This is a genomic window from Sphingomonas sp. (assembly GCF_024508665.1).
In the GTDB taxonomy this organism is placed as follows: Bacteria; Pseudomonadota; Alphaproteobacteria; order Sphingomonadales; family Sphingomonadaceae; genus Sphingomonas.
The window spans coordinates 430,156-454,170 of record NZ_JANINP010000001.1; the positions used below are offsets into that span (position 1 = coordinate 430,156).

The following is a 24,015-nucleotide window of genomic DNA, read 5'->3' on the forward strand; positions in this document are numbered from 1 at the left end:
CGATAATTCCGTAATTCGAAAGACAGGAGATAATCGTTAGGTGAACCGGACTGTTCGAGGGTGCGGATCTGCGACGGGCGGCGATATTCCACGCGGTTGCGCGCGCCGGCGGGATCGCCGCGGCGGCACGCGCTATCGGCAAGTCGGCGCCCGCGGTCCATGCCGACCTCCGCCGGTTCGAGCGCGATGTCGGGGTGGCGCTGATGGAGCGATCGGGCCGCTCGCTTCGGTTGACGCCGCAAGGACGGGTGTTGTTCGATACGATCGGCCGCGCGCTCGACGAAATCGACCGGGTGCGCGTCTATCTCAATCGCGACGACGGGTTCGTCACGCCGCTCAGGATCGGTGCGGTGACCGGCTTCGGCCGCTACCGGCTCGCGCCGCATCTGTTCGCAACGATGCCGGGCGCCCGGCCGATTCTGTTTCGCACCGGGTCGCACGACGATCTGCTCGCAGCGTTGCTGGCAGGGGAGATCGACCTGGCCGTCACGTATCGCGCGGTGACTGCGGTGCCGGTCGAATCGGTTGAGCTTGCCGGCGAAGACGCCGTGCTGGTGGGCGCTGTCGGTGATGTCGGCAGTCTCGATACGATCGAGCGGCTGCGCTTCGTCACCTATGACGAATATGACTATGTCTTCGGTCATTGGTTCGACCGCGTGTTCGGCCGCCAGCCCAAGTCGCTGATCCGTCACGACCATTGCACCGAACTGGAAGAAGCCCTGATCAGCGTCCGCGCCGGACGGGGGGCGACGATCGCTCCGCTCGACGCCTGCCTCGCCGCCGGGCTTGAGCCCGCAAGCGCGGGACGGGCTCCCAATACGCTCTACCTCTGCGGGATCGGCGGAGCGCTGGCTTCGCCCGAGGCTGCGACGATCCGCGAATTGCTCGCTTAACGATGCTTCTTGCGCTTGGCGGAAGGCTGCGTGCGGACCGGCGGAGCTGGTGGCCGTAGCGCGATGCCCTGGATCGGCGCGCAACGCCTCATCACCGTGCCGATCATTGCGAGCAGCCGCGATCGCGCATCACCAAGTCCGATCGGATCGGTGCCACGATCCTGGGTCTCCAGATTCACATAGGGCAGGCCGCGGAACAAAGCGTAGTTGGACAGCGATCCGTCGCTCTGTACGACATGCTCGAACATGATGTTCATGTCGGCATCGGAGAGCGGCCGCGCGCAGAAGCCGCTCGCCGGGCTGCGGTCGCCGAGATAGGAGACGATGGCGACGCTGTCGGTATCGTCGAACGGCCAGGCGGCGCTGATCGATGGACGCGGCGAATAGAGGTCGTTGCAGAGGAGGACGGAAATCTCGCCCTTGCCGGTATAGCCGGCATTGGGTGGCGTGCAGGTCGATTCCGAGGCGTCATAGCCAGCCTCATTGGTATGGAGAGCCACGATAAGTCGCGGCGGAGCGCCCAGATCCGCCAGGACGGTCGCAGCATAATTGGGCGTGTCATCGCGAAAGTTGCGGTTGGGATCGATCGACCGGCCATAAGCGACGTCGGGATTCATCCGGCTGTCCGGCCCATCGATCGAACGAGCTTCCTCGATCGCGATCACCACGCCGCCATACGACCGCACCGCGAATACCGCTGCCTGGAATGCGGCATTCTCGTTGTCGTGCGGCACGAACCACAACGGCCCGTCGGGATGGCGCAAATTGACGATGCGGTAGAGCCGCCAGAAGGCGCGATCCTCGCGAAATTCGATGCGGTTGACCGACAGCCCGTCCCAGATCGCCGGACTGGCGAGGCGTATGAAGTCGTCGGTACCCATCGTCATCGGGTCGACCGGCGTGACGATCTTCTGCAGCGGCGCAGACACCACTTGCGCCGATGCGATGGGCGCGATCAGCGCCGCGACCAGCCCCAACAGGATCGCCCCAACCTTCATTACGCGACTCTGTTAGGCGGCGCGGCGCGTCTGGCAATAGCCCTGTCCGAGATCGGGACAGATCAGCCCGACATACCCGACAAATCAGGCGGGCACGCCGTAAAGATCGTGCTCATCGGCGTCCTCGATCAGTACCGGGGTGATATCGCCGACCGCGAGATGTCCGGCATCGCGCAGGAACACCTCACCGTCGATCTCGGGTGCGTCGGCTTGGCTGCGGCCAGTGGCACCGCCATCCTCATCGACCGCGTCGATGATCACCGGCAGAGTGCGACCGACCTTGGCGGCGAGCTTGGCCGCGCTGATCGCCGCGGTCTTTTCCATGATCCGGGCGTAGCGCTCTTCCTTGACCTCTTCGGGCACCGGATTGGGCAGGGCGTTGGCGGCGGCGCCCTCGACCGGCTCGAAGCGGAAGGCGCCGACGCGATCGAGCTGGGCCTCGTCCAGCCAATCGAGCAGATACTCGAAATCCTCCTCGGTCTCGCCGGGAAAGCCGACGACGAAAGTCGAGCGGATCGCGATGTCGGGGGCGACCGCGCGCCACGACTTGATCCGCTCCAGCACTTTAGCCTCATTTGCCGGGCGGCGCATCAGCTTGAGCACGTTGCGGCTGGCATGCTGGAACGGGATGTCGAGATAGGGCAGCACCAACCCCTCGGCCATCAGCGGAATGACCTGATCGACATGGGGGTAGGGGTAGACGTAATGCAGCCGCACCCAGGGCGCGATCTTGCCAAGCTCGCGCGCCAGGTCGGTCATGTGCGCGCGGACTTCCTGCCCGTGCCACATGCGCGGATGGTGCTTGATGTCGACGCCGTAAGCCGAGGTGTCCTGGCTGATGACGAGCAATTCCTTGGTTCCCGCCTCGACCAGTTTCTCCGCCTCGCGCAGGATCGCATCCGGTCGCCGGCTGGCCAGACCGCCGCGCAGGCTCGGGATGATGCAGAAGGCGCAGCGATGGTTGCAACCCTCGGAGATCTTCAGATAGCTGTAATGGCGCGGGGTGAGCTTGAGTCCGCTTTCGGGCACCAGGTTGAGAAAGGCGTTGGGCGGCATCGGCGCCGCCTCGTGCACCGCTCCAACGACTTGCTCATATTCGTGCGCGCCGGTGATCGCGAGCACGGCGGGGAAGCGGTCTCGGATGACCTCGGCTTCCTTGCCCATGCAGCCGGTCACGATGACGCGGCCATTCTCGGCAATCGCCTCACCGATCGCCTCCAGGCTTTCCTCCTTGGCGGAATCGAGAAAGCCGCAGGTGTTGACCAGCACGACGTCCGCGCCGGCATAGTCGGGCGACATCTGATAGCCGTCGCTGCGCAGCTTGGTCAGGATGCGCTCGCTATCGACCAGGTTCTTGGGACAGCCGAGCGAGACCATGCCCACGCGGGGCGGGGAGGGGAGTGTGGTAGCCATTGGAAGGGGGCGCACATAGGCGCTTCGTCGCAATTTTACCAGTCTGGCGTGGCCGCGCTGCGGTCCGCTCTTGCGTGTGGCTTCGGTCGGACGGAAAACCGGACGTTAGGAACCTGCCGGGAAGCCATGTCCGACCTGATTCTTTTTCCTCATCCCGATTTTCCGAGCATCGCCGTTACCAGCATCTCGGTCGATGCCGGCAGGGGCCATGGAGGCAAGCTGTCGGTGCGATTTCACGTCGAAGGAACGCTGGACGATGTGATCTGGCCCGAATTCGACGGCGATGCCGGCCGCGCCGACGGACTTTGGCAGCATAGCTGTTTCGAAGCGTTTGTCGGATTCGTCGACGAACCGAGCTATTGCGAACTCAATTTTGCGCCGTCGATGAAATGGGCGGCGTATCGTTTCGATGATTATCGCGCCGGAATGCGCAACATCGACGACATACAGACATACGGGCACTGGACTCCCGGTGAGGGCAGGTTGGAAATGCACGCTGTGCTGCCTGAACTCGGCGACCGACGCGAATGGCGGCTGGGCCTGTCGGCGGTGATCGAAGCCGTCGATGGAAGCAAATCCTATTGGGCCATACACCATCCGCCGGGTAAACCAGATTTCCACAACGCGGATTGCTTTGCTGCGCGTGTCGCGGCACCCCAGCATCCATGAAATTCGGTATCGACCGGCTGCTCGCCGACCCAGAGCTCAGGAAACCGCTAGACGGTAAGCGCGTGGCCTTGCTCGCGCACCCCGCCTCGGTCACCGCGGACCTGACGCATTCGCTCGACGCTTTGGTCGCGGCGGGCCTCAACGTCTCCGCCGTATTCGGGCCGCAGCACGGCGTGCGTGGCGACCTGCAGGACAATATGATGGAGTCGCCCGACTTCACCGATCCCACGTACGGCATGCCGGTGTTCAGTCTGTACGGAGAGGTGCGCCGCCCGACCGGCCAGTCGATGGGGACGTTCGACACGATCCTGATCGACTTGCAGGATGTCGGGTGCCGCATCTACACCTTCGTCACGACATTGCTCTACGTGCTCGAAGCCGCGGCGGAGCATGGCAAGTCGGTATGGGTGCTCGATCGCCCCAATCCCGCGGGCCGCCCGATCGAGGGACTGACCCTGCGGCCGGGCTGGGAAAGTTTCGTCGGCGCTGGGCCGATGCCGATGCGGCACGGCATGACCCTGGGCGAGATGGGCCACTGGTTCATCGACCATTACAAGCTCGACGTCGACTATCGGGTGATCGCGATGGAGGGCTGGAAACCTGATGCCGCCGCCGGTTTCGGTTGGCCGCCCGAACGGCCCTGGATCAATCCCAGCCCCAACGCCGCCAACGTCAATATGGCGCGCGCTTATGCCGGGACAGTGATGCTTGAAGGCACGAACTTGAGCGAGGGACGCGGGACGACACGCCCCCTCGAACTATTTGGAGCGCCGGATATAGATGCGCGCGCGGTCATCGCCGAAATGCGCCGGATCGCTCCGCAATGGCTCGACGGCTGCACGCTGCGCGATCTCTGGTTTCAGCCGACTTTCCACAAGCATGTCGGCCACTTGTGCAACGGCGTGTTCATCCACGCCGAGGGCCCGGCCTATGATCATGAGGTGTTCCGCCCGTGGCGGGTACAAGCGCTGGCATTCAAGGCGATCCGTACGCTGTACGGCGATTACGATCTCTGGCGCGATTTCGCGTATGAATATGTCTTCGACAAACTGGCGATCGACGTCATCAACGGCGGTCCCGATCTGCGCGAATGGGTCGACGATGCGGCGGCGCTGCCGGGCGATCTCGATTCGCTCACCGTTCCCGATGAGGCAGTCTGGGCCGAAGCGCGGCGCCCGCACCTGCTCTATTGACCATCGGATAGGCCGAAAACGCCCTCAAAACCGCATTCTATCGCGAGTCGCTCCCCTTTGATCCCAAAACGGGTGCATCGCGTCATCAGCATGACATGGTTTGTGGATAACCGAATCGCGGGGATCGGGATCGCACCAATGGAATCAGATATTCGTTTTTATGCGCGCCGGGTCGCGCAGGAGCGCATCGCCGCGAAGAACGCGGTGACCGCGGAAGCGCGCGCGCGGCGGCTGGAACTCGCCGAGAAGTTTCAGGAAAAACTCACGCAGCTTGAGGCGTGCTGAAGTTCGACTTCTTATAGGCCTCGGCCTTACCGCTTGCGCGTCAGCTCACGCATGGCGTCATCCAATCCTGCGAGCGCCAGCGGGTACATGCGGTCGTTCATCAGCTCGCGGACGATCTTGATCGATTGCGAATAGCCCCATTGCTCTTCCTTGATCGGGTTGAGCCACACGGCAGCGGGATAGGTGGTGGTGAGCCGATGCATCCACACCGCGCCCGATTCTTCGTTGAAATGCTCGACCGAACCGCCCGGATGCGTGATCTCGTACGGACTCATCGATCCGTCGCCGACGATCACCAATTTATAATCGTGGCCGAATTTGTGCAGCACGTCCCAGGTCGGCATGCGCTCGGTAAAGCGGCGGCGATTGTCCTTCCACACGCCTTCATAGGGGCAGTTGTGGAAGTAGAAGAACTCCATGTTCTTGAATTCGGACGTCGCCGCCGAGAACAATTCCTCGCATAGCTTGACCCACGGATCCATCGATCCGCCGACGTCGAGGAACAGCAGCAATTTGACCGCATTGTGCCGCTCGGGCCGCATATGGATATCGAGCCAGCCCTGGCGCGCGGTGCCTTCGATCGTCGCGTCGAGATCGAGTTCGTCGGCGGAGCCTTCGCGGGCGAAGCGGCGCAAGCGGCGGAGCGCGATCTTGATGTTGCGCGTGCCGAGTTCGCGTGTGCTGTCGAGATTCTTGAACTCGCGCTGGTCCCACACCTTGATCGCGCGACCGTGCTTGGATTCGCCGCCGATCCGCACGCCTTCGGGATTGTAGCCTGAATTGCCGTACGGACTGGTGCCGCCGGTGCCGATCCATTTGTTGCCGCCCTGATGGCGCTTTTCCTGTTCCTCCAGGCGCTTCTTGAGCGTTTCCATGATCTCGTCCCACGAGCCGAGCGACTTGATCTGCTCCATCTCCTCGGGCGACAGATATTTCTCGGCGATTGCCTTCAGCCAGTCGGCGGGGATTTCCGCCGGCTGGGCGCCATAGGTCGTGGCGATCCCCTTGAAGACCTTGGCAAAGACCTGATCGAAGCGGTCGAGCAGGCCCTCGTCTTTCACATAGACCGCGCGACTGAGATAATAGAAATCCTCGGGCGTGCGATCGATCACGTTCTTGTCGAGCGCTTCGAGGAGGATGAGATGCTCCTTCATGCTCGCGGGAATGCCGGCGGCGCGAAGCTCGTCGAGGAAGTTCAGAAACATGGGTATGGTCTTACGCACCCCGAGTGCGGTACTCAATAGCCCCGCGGCGGCGGCCAGATTTCAGCGATAGGCGTCGATCAGCGCACCGACATAATCCGGGTCTCGGCCGGTTAATTCCGGCGCCGCTTTCACTTTCTCGCCGTCGGTCGCGACAGGATAGATAAACCCATAAACGGGGAAGGTGGTCGATCCCAGGCCCTCGGCATCCCGATACCAGACGCGGACTTCGCTCCAATCGTTATCGGGGCTGACATCGGTCAGCGTGACATCCTGTTCGGCATGTCCGCGCTCGCCATTCATCCGCGACCAATTAGCGTGCGTGACCATCGCCACCCGGCTGTCGATCACGCGGCTGATCACCGCCACATGGCCGAGCGGCAGCCGCGCGGTCTTGCGGAAGACAACCACCGCTCCAGCGCGCGGGATCTGGCCGCGGCGATATCGGCCCTCGGCTTGATCCCACCAGGTCCAGGCATCGCCATAGATCCGGATGCCGGATGCCGCTCGTGCGAACGGCACGCACTGCCCGACATAGTCGAGCAATGTCCCGGCGCGCGCTGGGGCGGCTACGCCCGCCAACAGGGCAAGAGCAGCCGCCGGCACGCGGAGATGGGGGGGATATCTCCTCATGCCGGACCGCCATAAGGACGGTTGCCTGACCGGATGGTTGGCGGACGGGGTTAATCCGCCGGTGACCGTATATTTGTTTCGCCTGCGTCATGATGAATCAGCGACACCATCACTACGGAGATGATCATCAGCAGATACCAGGAGCCGAGCTTGGCGGCACTCACCATTGCCCAGCCATGGCGCTGATTGGGGTAGGACCAGGCATGCGCGAACGTGCCGATATTCTCGGCAAACCATATGAAGAGCGCGACCAGGAAGAAGCCGAGCAGGATCGGCATCCAGCGTTCCTGGCGGAACGGCGTGAAAAAGAAACGCGACCGCCAGAACATCAGCACGATCACGGCGAACAGCAGCCAGCGTATGTCGGGCAGCCAATGGTGCGCAAAGAAGTTGACGTAGATAGCCGTGGCGAGCGCGATAAGCTGCCAGCGTGCCGGCCAGTGCGTCATGTGGATGTCGAAGATCCGCCAAATCCGGGCGATATAGCTGCCGACCGCGGCGTACATGAAGCCCGAATAGAGCGGTACAAGTCCGATATGAAGTACGCCGCCTGCGTCATAATTCCACGATCCCGCGCGCGTCTTGAACTGTTCCATGATGGTGCCCGTGACATGGAACGCGAGGATAACCTTGGCCTCCTCCCAATTTTCCAGCCGGAAGGCGAGCATGCCGACCTGGATTACGACAGCAGCTAGCGTCAGGAAGTCGTTGCGAGCGAGCCAGATATGATCGGGGTAAAAGAAGTGGGTTCCAAGCAGCAGCGCAAGCATCAAGGCGCCGAACAGGCAGGCCCAACCTTGCTTGAACCCGAACAGCAGGAATTCGTAGACCCACGACCGCCACCCGCTGGTCGGCTGCGCCGCCTCGAGCCGCGCGCGAACGCGGGCGAAACGGGTGGCGCCTCGTTGCTGGGAAGTGTCGCTCATCGACGCGTCATGCCAGCGTAGGACGGTATCTCAAGTGGTCTCGCGGAGGAATTCAGCGTCACGCCGGCCTTGTGCCGGCGTCCACCGCGCCGCACGCGGGGAGCATGACGCTCTAAAGTCGAGCCAAGTGGCATAGCGGACGCCGGGACGAGCCCGGCTGAAGAATCAGATGTGTTAGATGTGCCGTAAACGCGCCCTCAGCGCGGACCGCCGCCCTGCTGGCGCTTGGCCATGAAGGCCAGCCGTTCGAACAGCATCACGTCCTGCTCGTTCTTGAGCAGCGCGCCGTGGAGCGGCGGAATCGCCTTGGTCGGGTCGCGATTTTGCAGCACGTCGAGCGGCATGTCCTCGTGAAGCAGCAGCTTCAGCCAGTCGAGCAATTCGCTGGTCGACGGTTTCTTCTTGAGACCGGGCACGTCGCGGACGTCGTAGAAAATGTCCATCGCCTTCGACACCAGGATCTTCTGGATCCCGGGGAAGTGGACATCGACGATCGCCTGCATCGTGTCGCGGTCGGGGAATTTGATATAGTGGAAGAAACAGCGGCGCAGGAACGCGTCGGGCAATTCCTTTTCGTTGTTCGAGGTAATGACGACGATTGGCCGTTCGGCCGCCCGCACCGTCTCCTTGGTCTCGTAGACATGGAATTCCATGCGATCGAGTTCCTGGAGCAGGTCGTTGGGGAATTCGATGTCAGCCTTGTCGATCTCGTCGATCAGCAGCACGGGGACCTGGGGCGAGGTGAACGCCTCCCAGAGCTTTCCCTTGCGGATATAGTTGGAAATGTCGTGGACGCGCTCGTCGCCAAGCTGGCCGTCGCGCAGGCGAGCGACCGCGTCATATTCGTACAGGCCCTGCTGTGCCTTGGTCGTCGACTTGACGTTCCACTCGATGAGCGGCGCATCGACCGCCTTCGCGATCTCATAGGCGAGCACCGTCTTGCCGGTGCCGGGCTCGCCCTTGACCAGCAATGGACGGCGAAGAGTCACCGCCGCGTTGACCGCGACCTTCAGGTCCTCGGTCGCGACATAGCTCTGGGTGCCTTCGAAGCGAATCATCACTGTCCCCGAATTTTTCGAAACTCGGGTTTGCTTAGGGCGGGTCCGACGAGAAAGGCAAGCTCAGCCGCGGTCGCGCGCGCTCTTGCGGGCTTCGGCCAGGTCCCACAGCGCGCGATGCTGGGCGAGCAGCTGTTGCGCGCCAAAGCTCATCGCGCGCTCGACCGGCGCCTCGGCAGCCAGTGTCACAGCGATCGTCTGCGTCTCGGCGTCGATCGGCAGGTTCGACGGCAGCGGCGCGAAGCCGGCGCGATCGGCGGCGGCACCCATCAGCGCGCGTACCGCGTGCCAGTCGAGGACCAATGCGATCGACGCACCCACCGCGCACCCGGCGCGATCGGACTGCGCCAGCATGTCGAGCGCGTGGCGCTGCGCGTTGACCGCGGCTTCCGATTCGGCCTGGCCCGGAGTGGAGGGGATTGGTCCCGCCGCTGCGGTGAGACGTGCGAGCAAGGCGCGTTCGTCGGCGAACGCCTCGCACGCCGCTTCCAGCCACGGCTGCGCCGTCTGGCTGTGCCCATGGCCGACCGCATGATCGATCACGCCTGGATGGCGCCCGTGCAGGGCGCATAGCAGGTGGATCGCGTCAGCGAGGTCGCGCGTCGGAGCACCCGGCGCGCACATGGCGCGGATGAACGGGTGGCGTGCGCTGCCATCGGCATCGGCGAGCGCCGCGAGCACGCTCCAGCCGCCACCGCGGCGATCAAATGATAGTGTTTCGACTGACATGGTTCCCCGATGTCCAATGTGACTCCGCGCACTCTGGGGCAAAGGGATATACCGAACCACGTAAAGACGCGGTTTATGGGCCCTTAAGTATGTCGCAACCGCCGCAGAAGTGAGGCGTTTCGGCGCAGCGTGCGGTGGGCAGCATGTTCTTGCCGGTCCCGGCGGTCGCCTGTAGCAACTTGGCGTCAGACGGGGGAGGAACGCCATGACGAGATGGTGGGGAGCGCTGATTGCTCTGGCCGGTGCGGTAATCTTCGCGATCGTCGCGACGACGCCGCCGGGTCCGATGTCGGCCGATGCTCCCGCCACAGCATTCTCGGCGAGTCGCGCGATGGCGGACGTCCGCGTGATCGGCCGCGCGCCGCATCCGACTGGCAGCGCCGAGGATGCGCAGCTGCGCGACTATCTGATCACACGTCTCAAGAGCATGGGTCTGGAAGTCGCCACCGCTACGGGCACGATGAGCCCGCAGGCCAAAAATCGCCTGGATGGGTGGCGCAAGGCAGTCGCGCCGGCGCCCCCGCTCACCAATATCGTCGCGATCCTGCCCGGCCGCGATCGCAGGCAACCGGCCGTCTTGCTGATGGCGCATCACGACAGCGTGTGGGGGTCGCCGGCCGCGGCCGACGACGGCGCGGGCGTGGCATCGGTCCTGGAGACGATCCGCGCGATCAAGGCGGGCGCTCAGCCACGCCGCGACGTGATGGTCCTGTTTACCGATGGCGAGGAACTGGGACTGGAGGGAGCGAAATCATTCTTCGCCGGCGATCCTCGCCGCCTGCACGTCGGTGTGATCGTCAATCTGGAGACGCGCGGTGGCGGCGGACGGGCAACGATGTTCGAGACCGGCGGCGATAACGGCGCGATGATGGACCTGTTCGGCCGGGCCGTGCGCCGGCCGGTTTCCACTTCCCTCAGCGTGTTCATCTACAAGAAGCTGCCAAATTCCACCGACCTGACGGTAGCCAAGCAAACCGGCTATCCCGGATTCAACTTCGCGTTCATCGGCCGCCCGGGCCTCTACCATTCGCCGCTGGCGACTCCCGATGCACTCGACCAAGGCGCGTTGCAGGATATGGGGCGTCAGACGCTCGATTTGACGCGTGCGCTGGCCGACGCGCCGGCTTTGCCGGGCAGGGCCGCCGATCGCACCTTTTTCGACGCTTACGGCCTGTTCTTCGTCAGTTATCCGGCGGCGCTGGGCTGGGTGTTCCTGGTGATCGGGGCGGTCGGATATGGCGCCGCGGCGTGGCGGCGCGCGACGGTGGACGAGGTCGCGAAGGGAGCGGCCATGCTGCTCGCGCTGATCATTGTCGCTGCGGCAGGGCTCTACATCGTCAACGGCATCTCGGGCGCGTGGGGCAAGGTCAATTATTACGACAGGCTCGCGGCGATTCCACTGCTTCAGGTTCAGGCATTGCTCGTCTGTCTCGCCGCATTTCTGACGATCCGCCATTGGTTGCCGTCGCGAGTTGGCAGCACCGCCGGCGCCGCGATCCCATTGCTGGTGCTGGGTGCAATCATGCAGGCAGTGGCGCCGACCGCATCCTATCCGCTCGCTGTGCCGTTGATGCTTGGGGGTATGGCCCTCTTGGCCGATCGCTATGCAGGCAGGAGTGTTGGGATCGCGGCGACCATCGTCGCGGCGGTGCTGGGCGTCGGCTATATGCTCGGCTTCGGCTTCTTCCTGATGCAGGCGGTGGGACCCGGTATGCCGATGGTAGCCACGCTTCCGCTAGCGATCAGCGCGGTGCTGATTCTGCCGCTGATGCCCGAACCGCGACGCGCGCTGACTGTGGCGGCGGCATTGCTGATTGTTGCGACTGGGCTTGCTCTGTGGATCCTGCTGGATCCAATTGCGCCGAGCGTCGCGGTCTACAGCGACGCGAAGAAATAGGGCGGCAAAGCAGGGCTTCGCATGACGCCGCCCACTCGTCCCAAACCGCAAGATCGGTCGAGCAAGCCGTCACCGTGAACGACTATCTGGTGCCGCCACGGAGGAAGAAGGATGAAGGCGGCGCTTCGAAACTATCAGGACCGGATGCAGCGGGTGCTGGACTATATCGACCAGCATCTCGACGGCGATCTCGATCTGGAAACGGTGAGCCGCGTCGCCGCTTTCTCGAAATTCCATTTCCATCGTCAGTTCATGGCGACGTTCGAACTGTCCCTGCACCGCTATGTCCAGCTTGCCCGGATGAAGCGGGCATCGCACCAGCTCGCCCATTGCGGCGCGGACAGCGTCACGGACATCGCGATGGACGCCGGTTACGACGCACCCGATGCCTTTGCCCGCGCCTTTCGGCAACGGTTCGGGCAATCGCCGTCATCGTTCCGGAAATCTCCCGACTGGGAACCGTGGCTTGCGGCCTTCGGGCCTCTCGACAATGCGAGGAGCAAGCTCATGCAACATAGCTTTACCCATGAAGACGTGACGATCCGGGATATGCCGCTGATACCGGTGGCGATCATGGAGCACCGCGGCGACCGGGCGACTTTGGGCGACACGATCCAGCGGTTCATCGCCTGGCGCAAGGCCGCCGGCCTGTCACCCGCAACCAGCCCGACGATCAACGTCTTCCGGTCCGAGCGGACGCCTGCGGTCGCGGCTGATTATGCCATGGATCTGTGCGTTGGCACCGACCAGCCGGTCGAACCGAACGAAGAGGGGATGAAGGCCGGGGTGATCCCCGGCGGCCGCTGCGCGGTACTGCGCGTCGTCGGCGCCACCAACAATATGGAGCCCGCCGCGCTCTTTCTGTATCGCGATTGGCTGCCAGCCAGCGGCGAGGAGGTGCGGGATTTTCCGATCTATTGCCGGCGGTATCTGACCTTTGCCCCCGATGCGCCAGTCCACGATGCGGTCGCGGAATTGTTCCTGCCGTTGAAATAGATAGCCCTCTCCCGTTTACGGGAGAGGGTTGGGTGAGGGTCTTCTTTCTTCTTCCAAGCGTTTGTGGAAGCAGAAGAAAGGAGACCCTCACCCTCCCACCGCTGCGCGGCGGGTCCCTCCCTCTCCCGCAAGCGGGAGAGGGGTTGAGTTCACTGGTCCAAGAAGCTCCGCATCTTCCGGCTGCGGCTCGGGTGCTTGAGCTTCCTCAGCGCCTTCGCCTCGATCTGGCGGATGCGTTCGCGAGTCACGCTGAACTGCTGTCCGACTTCTTCCAGCGTGTGGTCGGTGTTCATCCCGATGCCGAAGCGCATGCGCAGCACGCGTTCCTCGCGCGGGGTGAGGCTCGCCAGTACGCGAGTGACCGTTTCCTTGAGGTTGGCCTGGATTGCGGCGTCGACCGGAATGACCGCAGTCTTGTCCTCGATGAAATCACCCAGATGCGAATCCTCCTCATCGCCGATCGGCGTTTCGAGAGAGATCGGCTCCTTGGCGATCTTCATCACCTTGCGGACCTTTTCGAGCGGCATCGACAGGCGCTCGGCCATTTCCTCGGGTGTCGGCTCGCGGCCTTGCTCGTGCAGGAACTGGCGGCTGGTCCGCACCAGCTTGTTGATCGTCTCGATCATATGGACCGGGATGCGGATGGTCCGCGCCTGATCGGCGATCGAACGCGTGATCGCCTGACGAATCCACCAGGTCGCATAGGTCGAGAATTTGTAGCCCCGGCGATATTCGAACTTATCGACCGCCTTCATCAGGCCGATATTGCCTTCCTGGATGAGGTCGAGGAACTGCAGCCCGCGATTGGTGTATTTCTTGGCGATCGAGATCACGAGGCGCAAGTTAGCCTCGACCATCTCCTTCTTGGCGATGCGCGCCTCGCGCTCACCCTTCTGCACCATGTTGACGATACGGCGGAATTCGGGGAGCGCCATGCCGGTCTGCTGCGAGATTTCCGAAATCTCGCCGCGGATGCGGTCGACCGCGCCCGCTTCGTTGGCCACGAAAGCAGTCCATTTCTTGTCGATGCCGCCGACCGTCGCCAGCCAGGAATCGTCGAGTTCGTGACCCTGATAGCGGTTGAGGAAGTCGGCGCGGCTCACCTTGTGGCGCTCGGCCAGGCGCAGCATCTGTCCGCCCAAAGCGGTCAGGCGCCGGTTGAAGCTGTACAGCTGATCGACGAGATATTCGATCTTCGCCTGGTGGAACTGAACGCTCTCGACCTCGGCGGTGAGGTCTTCGCGCAGTTTCTGGTACTTGCGCTCCTCGGCCGCCGACAGTTCGCCACCGGCGCCCATCGCGTCGAGGCGCTGCCCCTGCATCTTGGAGAATTTCTTGTAGATCGAGGTGATGTTGGCGAACCGCTCGAGCGCCATCGGCTTGAGCTGCTCTTCCATCTGCGCGAGGCTGAGCGTGTTGTCCTCTTCCTCGTCGTCCGAGATGCGCGGCGCACGACGCTCGGTCATGTCGTCCTCGTCCTCGTCGGCCGACTGGACCTCCTCGACTTCTTCCTCTTCTTTGAAGCTGGCGCCGGCGGTCTTTTCGCTGATCTCGCCCGAATCGTCGTCCTCGGCACCCTCGACCTGCTCGGCCGACGGACCCTTGGACAGCATCGCGTCGAGATCGAGGATCTCGCGCAGCTGCATCGTGCCTTCGTTGAGCGCGGTCGACCAGTCGATGATTGCGTTGAAGGTGATCGGCGATTCGCACAGGCCCAGAATCATCGTGTCGCGGCCGGCCTCGATCCGCTTGGCAATCGCGATCTCGCCCTCGCGGCTGAGCAACTCGACCGCGCCCATCTCGCGCAGATACATGCGCACCGGATCGTCGGTGCGGTCGACCGTTTCCTTCTTCTTGGTTTCGAGCGCGGGCGCATTCTCCTCGGACGAATCGACGGGATCGATATCCTCGTCCTCATCCTTCTGGTCCTCGCCGTCCTCGCCGCCTTCCTCGTTCTCGACGACGTTCACGCCCATTTCGTTGAGCGCGGACATGACGTCCTCGATCTGCTCGGACGACATCTGGTCCTGCGGCAGCATCTCGTTGAGCTGATCGACGGTGATGTACCCGCGCTTCTTGGCGCGAGCGACCAGCTTCTTGATATCCGCGTCGTTGAGATCGATCAGCGGAGCGTCGCCCGTCTCAGCCGGTTCTGCCGCTTCCGCCATAGTCGTCTTCACCATCAATTGCCCTCGGTTTTACGCGCTGTGCGTAATTTTACGCGTCATTGTTCGCTTGTATCAGATTTGCAAGCCGCAGTTCCAAAGCTCGTTGCTCGCGCAACAGTTCCATTTGCCGTTGGAAAGCTTCATCCGACGCGGACATTTCCAGTTCGGATGTCGCCTGCGCCAGCGCCGCATCGACTTCGGGCCGCGCCACCATGATCGCGATCGCTTCGTCCAGGTCGGCGCTGGCCCGCTCGGGCTCTGCACCATCCTGGGTAAAGGAATAGGGTGTGGCATCGGCTCTCAGCAGATCGGTTGTTATCTGACCAAGTCCTGATGAGCCCAATATGGTGATCAGGCGCTGGCTATCAAGCGCCCGGTCCTCGAGCGCCAGATCGACCACGGCCTCGAACAATCGGCCCAGCGCGCCGTCAACCAGTTTGAGGCTGCCGAGCACTTCCATATGGCGCGCGATTTCGGTGGGATGGCGGATCAGGCCAGCCAAGACCGCCTTGGCCAGCAAGCGGTCGATCCCGGCGGCACGCACAGCCTTGGCCTCGGCGGTGACGGGCGGGAGAGGGGGCGTCCATTTGGTGCCCGGCCGGCGCGGGGTGAATTGGCGCGGGGTGAAATCGCGCTTCGGACGCGCGAACAGGTCGTCGATGCGGCGGCGGAACTCGGCCTGATATTCGTGGCGCACGTCGGGATCGGCGATCGCCTCGGCATGGGTCATCAGCCGGCGCTTGAGCCCGGCTCGCTGCTCGGGCGTGTCGAGCGGTTCGGCGGCATATTCGTGCGCCCAAAGCCGGTCGACCAAAGATTCGGGCTTTTCGAGCAACGCGTCGAACGCGGAGGGGCCGCGGGCGCGGACGAGATCGTCCGGGTCCTGTCCCTCGGGCAAGGTCACGAAGCGCAGGCTGCGTCCGGGCGCGAGACCGGGCAGCGCGCGCAATGCCGCGCGAATCGCCGCTTTCTGTCCCGCCGCGTCGCCGTCGAAACAGAGAATCGGCACGTCACTAAGCCGCCACAGCCGCTCGAGCTGATGCTCGGTCAATGCGGTACCGAGCGGCGCCACCGCCTCGCCGAACCCGGCTTGGGCCAGCGCGATCACGTCCATATAGCCTTCGACCACAATGACGCGGCCGGACTTGCGGCTGGCGGGCGCCGCGCGATCGAGATTGTAGAGTGTACGGCCCTTGTCGAAGAGCGGCGTGTCGGGGGAGTTGAGATATTTGGGCTCGCCCTGACCGATCACGCGCCCGCCGAACGCGATCACGCGCCCGCGCGCGTCGCGGATCGGGATCATCAGCCGCCCGCGGAACCGGTCGTACGGATCCTTGTCGTCGACCTTGATCAGCATGCCCGCTTCGATCAGCGCGGGATCGCCATAGCTTTTGAGCGCTTCGCGCAGCTTGCCACGCGAATCCGGCGAATAGCCCATCCCGAAGGTGCGCGCGGTCTCCGCCTTGATGCCGCGCCGCTCCAACAGCGCCCGCGCCTCGGCACCGGCGATGCCGTTCAATTGGTCGGTGAAGAATTGCGCGGCATCGGCCATCAGATCGTGCAGGCCCTTGGCGCGCTCGGCCCGCTCGACCGACTGGCGGTCCTGCGCGGGCATCTCCATGCCGGCCGCCTGGGCGAGCTCCTTGACCGCGTCGATGAACGGCAGGCCCCGTTGCTCGGTCATCCAGCGGATCGCATCGCCATGCGCCGAACAGCCGAAGCAGTGATAGAAGCTCTTGTCGTCGTTGACGTAGAAGCTCGGCGTCTTCTCGTTATGGAACGGGCAGCAGCCTTTGAACTCGCGGCCCGCCTTGGTCAGCTTGACGGTCTTGCCGATCAGCGCGGACAGCAAGGTCCGCGCACGGAGTTCGTCGAGAAAGGCGGGGGTGAGACTCACCGGCGCATTATAGCACGCTCATGCCGCATGGCCGTAGCGTTTGGCAACCGACGCCGAGCCTCTATTTCGCCATTGCGAATCAGATAAGTATGCGCTTATCTGTCGGCATGATGGAGAACGAGTTGTTCAAGGCTCTGGCCGACCCGACCCGCCGCGCGATATTCGAGAAGCTGGCGGGCGGGAGCATGAACGCCAGCGCCTTGCGCGACGGCATGAAGATCAGCCAGCCGGCAATGTCGCAGCACCTCGCCGTGCTGCGCTCCGCACGGCTCGTCCGCGAAGAGCGGCAGGGGCGTTTCGTGAACTACGAGGTCGACCCGGAGGGGCTGGCGCTCATCGCCACATGGTTGACCAAGTACCGCGCCTACTGGCCGGCGCGGATCGATGCGTTGAAAATCTTGCTGAAGGACATGGAGCCATGAGCGTTACCGAGACCGAAAAGCAGGCCACGGATCTGGTGTTCGAATATGAGCTCGATGCCTCGCCCGAAAAGGTCTGGCGCGCGATCAGCGTCCCTGGCTTTCGCGACAAATGGCTGCCGGCAGAGGATCTGGCCGATGCCGATCCGGTCTCCACCGAGCCCGGCAAGGAGATCTGCTATACAATGCGCGATGGCGAACCACCGTTCCTCGAAAGCGTGGTTACCTTCCAGGTAAGGCCCGGAGCGGACGGCGGCGCGATCCTCAGGGTTGTTCACGGCCTGTCGGACAAGCGGGTGGCGCCACGGAAGGTGCCGGCGGCGAACAATAACGGTCCCTGGATGATGCTCGCCGCCTGACGCCGCGACTCACCGCAGAATTCAGCACCTAGGAGTTCGCCGATGCGCGAAGTGATGCAACTCGTCCCCATGGTCATCGAGCAATCCAGCCGCGGTGAACGCTCGTTCGACATCTTTTCGCGCCTGCTGCGCGAGCGGATCATTTTCCTCAACGGAGAAGTGAACGACGCCGTGGCCGCGCTGGTCTGTGCGCAATTGCTGTTCCTGGAGGCCGAAAATCCTCGGAAGCCGATCCAGCTTTACATCAATTCGCCCGGCGGTGTCGTGACCAGCGGCCTCGCGATGTACGACACCATGCAATATATTCGCGCACCGGTTCACACGCTCTGCATGGGAACGGCGCGATCGATGGGCTCGTTCCTGCTGATGGCGGGCGCACCCGGCGAACGCGCGGCCTTGCCCAACGCCAGTATCCTCATCCACCAGCCGTCGGGCGGTTATCAGGGGCAGGCGTCGGACATGCTCATCCACGCCGAGGAAATCCTACGCACTAAGCAGCGCATGACACGGCTCTATGCCGAGCATTGCGGGCGGACCGTTGAGGAGTTCGAGCGCGCGATGGATCGCGACCGCTTCATGACGGCGGAGGAGGCGATGCAATGGGGACTGATCGACCGCATCCTGACGGAGCGGGAGGTTGGGACGATGGGGGGCGATGGAAGTGGCTGAAGCGCGGGGTTTGTGTGCGGTCCCGTTGGATGGAGACTGATCTCCCTGTCGTCATCCCCGCGAAGGCGGGGACCCATCTCCTGCTCGTTCCGGCTTTCCGAACAGCTGTGGTGTGCGTGACTTCTCTCGGAGATGGGTCCCCGCTTTCGCGGGGATGACGAGCTTGGAAATAGTCCGCTCAAAGATCAACGGCTTGTTGCTATTTTCGTCCCAGTGTTCAATTTGGGAGTCTACGAAAGCGCCGCCTTCACCAGCCCGCTGGCCTTCGACATGTCCAGATTCTGCGCGTGGCGGGCCTTCAGTTCCGCCATCACGCGGCCCATGTCTTTCATCCCCGACGCACCCAGCTCGGCCTTGATCGCCTCGATCGCCGCGCTGGTTTCTGCGTCGCTCATCTGCGCCGGCAAGAATCGCTCGATCACGTCGATCTCGCCTTGCTCGACATCGGCGAGTTCCTGGCGGCCGCCCTTCACGTACATCTCGATCGATTCGCGGCGCTGCTTGACCATTTTCTGCAGCACTTCGGTGACGAGCACGTCGTCCTCGGTCGGCTGGGATTTTGTGCGCTCCTCGATGTCGCGGTTCTTGATCGCGCTCTGGATCAGGCGGATCGCGGCGGTGCTCTGCTTGTCTCCGCCTTTCATGGCGGTGACGAGGGCGTTCTTGATGTCGTCTCTTATCATTCGGCGCCTTATAGTCCGGTTCTCGCGAACCGGAAGCGGGCCGGTGCCGCAAGTCGGCATGAGCCGACCAAAGGGCGTTGACGCGAGGGGGGTAGGGGTCTAGGCGCCGAGCCTTAGCGACATCGCTGCCCAAACCATATGGAGTGCCCGCCGACAATGGCCGACGCCAAGCCTTTTGCCGTGCCCGAAGGGGCGACCGGATGCCTCGTATTGGCATCGGGAGACGTTTTGTGGGGCAGGGGATTCGGGGCCGAGGGCCAAGCGGTCGGTGAGGTCTGCTTTCACACCGCAATGACCGGGTACCAGGAGATCATGACCGACCCGAGCTTCGCCGGTCAGATCATCACCTTCACTTTCCCGCATATCGGCAATGTCGGCGCCAATCCCGACGATATCGAAGCGGACAATCCGCACGCGCTTGGCATGATCGTGCGCGAGGACGTGACCGAGCCGTCGAACTTCCGCTCGGTCGAGAGGCTGGACGACTGGATGAAGCGCCATGCGCGGGTCGGCCTGGCGGGCATCGACACGCGCGCGCTGACCAAGCGGATCCGCACCGGCGGCGCGCCCAACGGCGTCATTGCCCATGCCGCCGACGGCAAGTTCGACGTGCCACTCCTGCTCGACATGGCGCGCGCCTGGCCGGGCCTGGAAGGCATGGACCTGGCGATCGCGGTCACCACCGAGATGGATTATGGCTGGGAAGGCGGCGTCTGGCGGCTTGGCTTCGGCTATGGCGCTGAAGGGCGCGAGGATCACCGACCGCACGTCGTCGCGATCGATTACGGCTCCAAGCGCAACATCTTCCGCAACCTGGTGAAGGCCGGCGCCAAGGTCAGCGTGGTCCCCGCCACCGCGACCTTCGATCAGGTGATGGCGCTCAAGCCCGATGGCATCTTCCTGTCGAACGGCCCGGGCGATCCCGCCGCCACCGGCGAGTACGCCGTGCCGGTCATCCAGCAATTGCTCGAAACCAACATCCCGCTGTTTGGCATCTGCCTCGGCCACCAGCTGCTCGGGCTGGCGGTAGGCGCGCAGACGACCAAGATGTTCCAGGGCCATCGCGGCGCCAACCATCCGGTCAAGCGCCTGTCCGACGGCGCAGTCGAGATCACAAGCATGAACCACGGCTTCGCGGTCGAACGCGACAGCCTGCCGGCCAATGCCCGCGAGACGCACGTGTCGCTGTTCGACGGCTCGAACGCTGGGCTGGAGCTGACCGATCGGCCCGCATTCAGCGTGCAATATCACCCCGAGGCGAGCCCGGGTCCGCAGGACAGTTTCTATCTGTTTGAGCGGTTTGTTGGTGGGTTGGGAGTCAGCTGATGGCGACTGTGCGCAAATTTGAAGTCGAGCGCGCAGATGACGCCCGCCCGCATGACGAAGTCGAATTGGCGATCGTGAGGTTAGTCGATTGTGGGCTGGAAAAATTCATCCAGATAGACACTTACGGCCGAGAAACGCGAGAGGTGCCGCGAAAGCTCTCGCAGACCATTCGCCTTGATAAGGCGGCTTTCGAACGGATCGTCGAACTAGGACACGAACACTTCTAATGCCCAAACGCACCGACATCTCCTCGATCCTCGTCATCGGCGCCGGGCCGATCGTCATCGGCCAGGCCTGCGAGTTCGATTATTCGGGCACGCAGGCGATCAAAGCGCTCAAGGAAGAGGGCTATCGCATCGTCCTGGTCAATTCGAACCCGGCGACGATCATGACCGATCCCGAACTCGCCGACGCCACCTATGTCGAGCCGATCACGCCCGGCGTCGTCGCCAAGATCATCGAGAAGGAGCGGCCCGACGCCGTCCTGCCGACGATGGGCGGGCAGACCGCGCTCAACACCGCGCTGGCGCTCGCGCAGGACGGCACGCTGGAGAAGTTCGGCTGCATCATGATCGGCGCCGATGCCGAGGCGATCGACAAGGCCGAGGATCGGCTGAAGTTCAAGGATGCGATGACCAAGATCGGGCTCGAAAGCGCGCGCTCGGCAATCGCGCATTCGGAGGCCGAGGCGCTGGAGGGGCTGGAGAAGGTCGGTCTGCCGGCGATCATCCGCCCGAGCTTCACGCTCGGCGGGACCGGCGGCGGCGTCGCGTACAACAAGGACGAGTTCATCGACATCGTCCGCAAGGGGCTCGACGCCAGCCCGACGACCGAGGTGCTGATCGAGGAATCGCTGCTCGGCTGGAAAGAATATGAGATGGAGGTCGTTCGCGACCGCAAGGACAATGCCATCATCGTCTGCTCGATCGAAAATGTCGATCCGATGGGCGTCCACACCGGCGATTCGATCACCGTCGCGCCGGCGCTGACGCTGACCGACAAGGAATATCAGATCATGCGCAACGCGTCGATCGCGACGCTGCGTGAAATTGGTGTGGAAACAGGCGGTTCGAACGTACAGTTCGCAGTCAATCCGAAGGACGGCCGCCTCGTCGTCATCGAGATGAACCCGCGCGTGTCGCGCTCCTCGGCGCTGGCGTCGAAGGCGACCGGTTTCCCGATCGCCAAGGTCGCAGCCAAGCTGGCGGTCGGCTACACGCTCGACGAGATCGAGAACGACATTACCGGCGCGACCCCGGCGTCGTTCGAGCCGACGATCGATTACGTCGTCACCAAGATCCCGCGTTTCGCCTTCGAGAAGTTCAAGGGCGCCGAAGCCGTGCTGTCGACCGCGATGAAGTCGGTCGGCGAAGTGATGGCGATCGGTCGCAACATCCACGAATCGATGCAGAAGGCACTGCGCGGGTTGGAGACTGGCCTGTCCGGCTTCAATACCGTCGACCGGCTGATCGGCGCGCCGCGCGATGAGATCGAGGCAGCCCTGGCCACCGCCACGCCCGATCGTCTGCTGGTCGCGGCGCAGGCGTTGCGCGAGGGTTTCACCGTCGCCGAAGTCCACGCGATCGCGAAGTACGATCCCTGGTTCCTCGAACGGATCGAGGAAATCATCGCCGCCGAGAACGAAGTGATCGCCAACGGCCTGCCGCAGGACGCCGCGGGCATGCGCCGCCTCAAATCGATGGGGTTCAGCGACAAGCGCCTGGCCTATCTCGCGGTGCAGTCGGTCGGCTTGCGCGACCGCTTCCCGGCGCGCAGCGGCTTGATCCACGAAGCGGTCAAGGCGATGGCCGGCGGGGTCAATGAGGACGAAGTCCGCGCGCTGCGCCACAAGCTCGGCGTGCGGCCGGTGTTCAAGCGGATCGACACCTGCGCCGCCGAGTTCGACGCCAAGACGCCCTATATGTACTCGACCTACGAAGCACCGAGCTTCGGCGCGCCCGAGGACGAGAGTCAGCCGTCGACGCGGCGCAAGATCGTCATCCTGGGCGGCGGCCCCAACCGGATCGGGCAGGGGATCGAGTTCGATTATTGCTGCTGCCACGCCTGTTTCGCGCTGGCGGACGCCGGGTTCGAGACGATCATGATCAATTGCAACCCGGAGACGGTGTCGACCGACTACGACACCTCGGATCGGCTCTATTTCGAGCCGCTGACCGCCGAGGACGTGCTCGAGATCCTGCACACCGAGCAGCAGGCGGGCGAACTGGTCGGCGTGATCGTCCAGTTCGGCGGCCAGACCCCGCTCAACCTGGCGCGCGCGCTCGAAAAGGCCGGCATCCCGATCCTCGGCACCAGCCCCGACGCGATCGACCTGGCCGAGGACCGCGAGCGCTTTGCCGCTTTGGTCAACAAGCTCAAGCTGCACCAGCCCGCCAACGGCATCGCGCGCAGCCGCGACGAGGCGGTCGCCGTCGCCGAGCGGATCGGTTATCCGGTGCTCATGCGCCCGAGCTATGTGCTCGGCGGCCGCGCGATGGAGATTGTCGACGGCACCCAGCAGCTCGACGATTACATCCAGACCGCGGTCCAGGTGTCGGGCGATTCGCCGGTTCTGATCGATCAATATCTGCGCGACGCGATCGAGGTCGACGTCGACGCGATCAGCGACGGGACCGATGTCGTGGTCGCGGGCGTGCTCCAGCATATCGAGGAAGCCGGGGTCCATTCGGGCGACAGCGCCTGTTCGATCCCGCCTTATTCGCTGCCCGACGAGATCGTCGCCGAGATCGAGCGCCAGGCCGACGCGCTGGCGCGCGCGCTCAACGTGGTCGGCCTGATGAACATCCAGTTCGCGGTCAAGGACGGCAAGGTCTATCTGATCGAGGTCAATCCGCGTGCCAGCCGCACGGTTCCGTTCGTCGCCAAGGCGATCGGATCACCGATTGCCAAGATCGCCAGCCGGGTGATGGCGGGCGAAAAACTCGCAAATTTGCCCAAGATCGATCGCGACATCGGCTATTATGCGGTCAAGGAAGCGGTGTTTCCGTTTGCGCGCTTCCAAGGGATCGACCCTGTGCTCTCACCGGAGATGAAGTCGACCGGAGAAGTCATGGGAATCGATCAGGATTTCACCGCGGCGTTCGGCAAGGCCGAGCTCGGCGCGGGGACCATTCTGCCGGAGAGCGGCACGGTGTTCATCAGCGTCAAGGACAGCGACAAGCCGGTGATCCTGCCGGGCGCGCGCGCGCTGGCCGATTTCGGCTTCACCGTCGTCGCGACCGGCGGCACAGCGGATTATCTCAGCGAGCACGGCGTGCCGGTCGAACGCGTCAACAAGGTGGCGCAGGGCCGCCCGCATATCGTCGACCGGATCAAGGATGGCGGGATCGACATGATCTTCAACACGACCGAGGGCTGGCAGTCGCTCAAGGACTCGCAACCGATCCGGCAAGCGGCTGTCGCGCAGAAGATTCCGCACTTCACCACGGCCTCTTCCTCGGTCGAAGCCGCGAAGGCTATTGTCGCGCTTGCAACACGGTCCCTTGAAGTTCGGCCGTTGCAATCCTATCATTCGCACTCGCACAATTGATCCCCTCACAAGAGAAACAGGTGCGGGCGGTTCGGGAACGGGCCGCTTGGGG

At 63.6% G+C, this 24,015-nt stretch carries 22 protein-coding genes; 12 read left to right on the plus strand and 10 right to left on the minus strand.

The features are described from left to right. The first annotated feature begins 68 nt into the window (after positions 1 to 68). Positions 69 to 893, plus strand: coding sequence for a LysR family transcriptional regulator (locus Q0L25_RS01960; RefSeq protein ID WP_296611408.1), 825 nt, complete (start codon positions 69 to 71; stop codon positions 891 to 893). Here the strand turns inward: Q0L25_RS01960 and Q0L25_RS01965 are convergent. Both Q0L25_RS01965 and rimO read right to left on the minus strand, forming a co-directional pair. Then, entirely contained in the window at positions 890 to 1,891 is a 1,002-nt protein-coding gene (locus Q0L25_RS01965) for a hypothetical protein (RefSeq protein WP_296611236.1), read from the minus strand. The two genes, Q0L25_RS01960 and Q0L25_RS01965, sit on opposite strands and share 4 nt — an antisense overlap. Before the next feature lie 84 nt (positions 1,892 to 1,975). Further along, on the minus strand, positions 1,976 to 3,304 hold the full coding sequence (rimO, locus tag Q0L25_RS01970) for a 30S ribosomal protein S12 methylthiotransferase RimO (protein WP_296611237.1): 1,329 nt from the start codon (positions 3,302 to 3,304) through the stop codon (positions 1,976 to 1,978). 48 nt (positions 3,305 to 3,352) lie between these two features. On the opposite strand from rimO, the gene Q0L25_RS01975 reads away from it, so the two are divergent. The 3 genes from Q0L25_RS01975 to Q0L25_RS01985 all read left to right on the plus strand — a co-directional run bounded on the left by Q0L25_RS01975 (position 3,353) and on the right by Q0L25_RS01985 (position 5,451). Further along, entirely contained in the window at positions 3,353 to 3,973 is a 621-nt protein-coding gene (locus Q0L25_RS01975) for a DOMON-like domain-containing protein (RefSeq protein ID WP_296611238.1), read from the plus strand. Then, entirely contained in the window at positions 3,970 to 5,166 is a 1,197-nt protein-coding gene (locus Q0L25_RS01980; protein WP_296611239.1) for a DUF1343 domain-containing protein, read from the plus strand. Before Q0L25_RS01975 ends, Q0L25_RS01980 begins: the two co-directional genes overlap by 4 nt. A 72-nt stretch (positions 5,167 to 5,238) precedes the next feature. After that, positions 5,239 to 5,451: a hypothetical protein gene (locus Q0L25_RS01985; protein ID WP_296611240.1), complete on the plus strand. Its 213-nt coding sequence runs from the start codon at positions 5,239 to 5,241 to the stop codon at positions 5,449 to 5,451. A 26-nt stretch (positions 5,452 to 5,477) separates the two neighbouring features. Here the strand turns inward: Q0L25_RS01985 and Q0L25_RS01990 are convergent, their stop codons facing one another. The 5 genes from Q0L25_RS01990 to Q0L25_RS02010 form a co-directional block, all read right to left on the minus strand. After that, the gene (locus Q0L25_RS01990) at positions 5,478 to 6,656 is read right to left on the minus strand and encodes a VWA domain-containing protein (protein ID WP_296611241.1); all 1,179 of its coding nucleotides are present in this window, start codon (positions 6,654 to 6,656) and stop codon (positions 5,478 to 5,480) included. A 60-nt stretch (positions 6,657 to 6,716) separates the two neighbouring features. Further along, positions 6,717 to 7,286 (minus strand): CHAP domain-containing protein, encoded by a 570-nt coding sequence (locus Q0L25_RS01995; RefSeq protein ID WP_296611242.1) that lies wholly within the window; start codon positions 7,284 to 7,286, stop codon positions 6,717 to 6,719. A gap of 50 nt (positions 7,287 to 7,336) precedes the next feature. Continuing rightward, entirely contained in the window at positions 7,337 to 8,212 is an 876-nt protein-coding gene (locus tag Q0L25_RS02000) for a DUF817 domain-containing protein (protein WP_296611243.1), read from the minus strand. Between the two features lie 197 nt (positions 8,213 to 8,409). Beyond that, positions 8,410 to 9,267 (minus strand): MoxR family ATPase, encoded by an 858-nt coding sequence (locus Q0L25_RS02005; protein WP_296611409.1) that lies wholly within the window; start codon positions 9,265 to 9,267, stop codon positions 8,410 to 8,412. 66 nt (positions 9,268 to 9,333) lie between these two features. Then, positions 9,334 to 9,999 carry a hypothetical protein gene (locus Q0L25_RS02010; RefSeq protein ID WP_296611244.1) on the minus strand — a complete coding sequence of 222 codons (666 nt, stop codon included), beginning with the start codon at positions 9,997 to 9,999 and terminating at the stop codon, positions 9,334 to 9,336. Positions 10,000 to 10,204: 205 nt separating this feature from the next. On the opposite strand from Q0L25_RS02010, the gene Q0L25_RS02015 reads away from it, so the two are divergent. Both Q0L25_RS02015 and Q0L25_RS02020 read left to right on the plus strand, forming a co-directional pair. Further along, complete coding sequence (locus Q0L25_RS02015) at positions 10,205 to 11,896, plus strand: M28 family peptidase (protein WP_296611245.1); 1,692 nt, start codon at positions 10,205 to 10,207, stop codon at positions 11,894 to 11,896. 111 nt (positions 11,897 to 12,007) lie between these two features. Then, complete coding sequence (locus Q0L25_RS02020; protein WP_296611246.1) at positions 12,008 to 12,892, plus strand: GyrI-like domain-containing protein; 885 nt, start codon at positions 12,008 to 12,010, stop codon at positions 12,890 to 12,892. Between the two features lie 149 nt (positions 12,893 to 13,041). Here the strand turns inward: Q0L25_RS02020 and rpoD are convergent, their stop codons facing one another. Next, entirely contained in the window at positions 13,042 to 15,075 is a 2,034-nt protein-coding gene (rpoD, locus tag Q0L25_RS02025; protein WP_296611247.1) for an RNA polymerase sigma factor RpoD, read from the minus strand. A gap of 34 nt (positions 15,076 to 15,109) precedes the next feature. Next, a complete protein-coding gene (gene dnaG / locus Q0L25_RS02030) occupies positions 15,110 to 16,957 on the minus strand; it encodes a DNA primase (protein WP_296611248.1) in 1,848 nt (615 codons plus the stop codon). A 107-nt stretch (positions 16,958 to 17,064) separates the two neighbouring features. Here dnaG and Q0L25_RS02035 point away from each other — a divergent pair, with 107 nt between their 5' ends. Genes Q0L25_RS02035 through Q0L25_RS02045 form a run of 3 tightly spaced genes read left to right on the plus strand, consistent with a single transcriptional unit; the run spans position 17,065 to position 18,404 of the window. Next, positions 17,065 to 17,379, plus strand: a complete 315-nt coding sequence (locus Q0L25_RS02035) for a helix-turn-helix transcriptional regulator (protein ID WP_296611249.1) — start codon at positions 17,065 to 17,067, stop codon at positions 17,377 to 17,379. Further along, entirely contained in the window at positions 17,376 to 17,735 is a 360-nt protein-coding gene (locus Q0L25_RS02040) for a hypothetical protein (RefSeq protein WP_296611250.1), read from the plus strand. Before Q0L25_RS02035 ends, Q0L25_RS02040 begins: the two co-directional genes overlap by 4 nt. A gap of 42 nt (positions 17,736 to 17,777) precedes the next feature. Next, on the plus strand, positions 17,778 to 18,404 hold the full coding sequence (locus tag Q0L25_RS02045) for an ATP-dependent Clp protease proteolytic subunit (protein ID WP_296611251.1): 627 nt from the start codon (positions 17,778 to 17,780) through the stop codon (positions 18,402 to 18,404). A gap of 230 nt (positions 18,405 to 18,634) precedes the next feature. On the opposite strand, the gene Q0L25_RS02050 is transcribed toward Q0L25_RS02045, so the two are convergent. Continuing rightward, the gene (locus Q0L25_RS02050) at positions 18,635 to 19,087 is read right to left on the minus strand and encodes a GatB/YqeY domain-containing protein (RefSeq protein WP_296611252.1); all 453 of its coding nucleotides are present in this window, start codon (positions 19,085 to 19,087) and stop codon (positions 18,635 to 18,637) included. A gap of 156 nt (positions 19,088 to 19,243) precedes the next feature. Here Q0L25_RS02050 and carA point away from each other — a divergent pair, with 156 nt between their 5' ends. From carA to carB, 3 genes are read left to right on the plus strand one after another with little or no spacing between them, the layout of a single operon-like run. Next, entirely contained in the window at positions 19,244 to 20,413 is a 1,170-nt protein-coding gene (carA, locus tag Q0L25_RS02055; RefSeq protein WP_296611253.1) for a glutamine-hydrolyzing carbamoyl-phosphate synthase small subunit, read from the plus strand. Continuing rightward, a complete protein-coding gene (locus Q0L25_RS02060) occupies positions 20,413 to 20,640 on the plus strand; it encodes a hypothetical protein (RefSeq protein WP_296611254.1) in 228 nt (75 codons plus the stop codon). The genes carA and Q0L25_RS02060 overlap by 1 nt, the downstream gene beginning before the upstream one ends. Beyond that, complete coding sequence (carB, locus tag Q0L25_RS02065) at positions 20,640 to 23,963, plus strand: carbamoyl-phosphate synthase large subunit (protein ID WP_296611255.1); 3,324 nt, start codon at positions 20,640 to 20,642, stop codon at positions 23,961 to 23,963. Before Q0L25_RS02060 ends, carB begins: the two co-directional genes overlap by 1 nt. The last annotated feature ends 52 nt before the right edge of the window (positions 23,964 to 24,015 follow it).

Bases quoted from the DNA above. Each gene is read 5' to 3' on its own strand.
- Q0L25_RS02010 (WP_296611244.1), bottom strand. From the start codon at position 9,999: ATGTCAGTCGAAACACTATCATTTGATCGCCGCGGTGGCGGCTGGAGC.
- Q0L25_RS02020 (WP_296611246.1), top strand. From the start codon at position 12,008: ATGAAGGCGGCGCTTCGAAACTATCAGGACCGGATGCAGCGGGTGCTG.
- Q0L25_RS02000 (WP_296611243.1), bottom strand. From the start codon at position 8,212: ATGAGCGACACTTCCCAGCAACGAGGCGCCACCCGTTTCGCCCGCGTT.
- Q0L25_RS01980 (WP_296611239.1), top strand. From the start codon at position 3,970: ATGAAATTCGGTATCGACCGGCTGCTCGCCGACCCAGAGCTCAGGAAA.
- rimO (WP_296611237.1), bottom strand. From the start codon at position 3,304: ATGGCTACCACACTCCCCTCCCCGCCCCGCGTGGGCATGGTCTCGCTC.
- Q0L25_RS02045 (WP_296611251.1), top strand. From the start codon at position 17,778: ATGCGCGAAGTGATGCAACTCGTCCCCATGGTCATCGAGCAATCCAGC.
- carA (WP_296611253.1), top strand. From the start codon at position 19,244: ATGGCCGACGCCAAGCCTTTTGCCGTGCCCGAAGGGGCGACCGGATGC.
- Q0L25_RS02050 (WP_296611252.1), bottom strand. From the start codon at position 19,087: ATGATAAGAGACGACATCAAGAACGCCCTCGTCACCGCCATGAAAGGC.
- carB (WP_296611255.1), top strand. From the start codon at position 20,640: ATGCCCAAACGCACCGACATCTCCTCGATCCTCGTCATCGGCGCCGGG.
- Q0L25_RS01995 (WP_296611242.1), bottom strand. From the start codon at position 7,286: ATGAGGAGATATCCCCCCCATCTCCGCGTGCCGGCGGCTGCTCTTGCC.
- Q0L25_RS01990 (WP_296611241.1), bottom strand. From the start codon at position 6,656: ATGTTTCTGAACTTCCTCGACGAGCTTCGCGCCGCCGGCATTCCCGCG.
- Q0L25_RS02060 (WP_296611254.1), top strand. From the start codon at position 20,413: ATGGCGACTGTGCGCAAATTTGAAGTCGAGCGCGCAGATGACGCCCGC.
- Q0L25_RS01965 (WP_296611236.1), bottom strand. From the start codon at position 1,891: ATGAAGGTTGGGGCGATCCTGTTGGGGCTGGTCGCGGCGCTGATCGCG.
- Q0L25_RS02035 (WP_296611249.1), top strand. From the start codon at position 17,065: ATGATGGAGAACGAGTTGTTCAAGGCTCTGGCCGACCCGACCCGCCGC.
- Q0L25_RS02015 (WP_296611245.1), top strand. From the start codon at position 10,205: ATGACGAGATGGTGGGGAGCGCTGATTGCTCTGGCCGGTGCGGTAATC.
- Q0L25_RS02040 (WP_296611250.1), top strand. From the start codon at position 17,376: ATGAGCGTTACCGAGACCGAAAAGCAGGCCACGGATCTGGTGTTCGAA.
- rpoD (WP_296611247.1), bottom strand. From the start codon at position 15,075: ATGGTGAAGACGACTATGGCGGAAGCGGCAGAACCGGCTGAGACGGGC.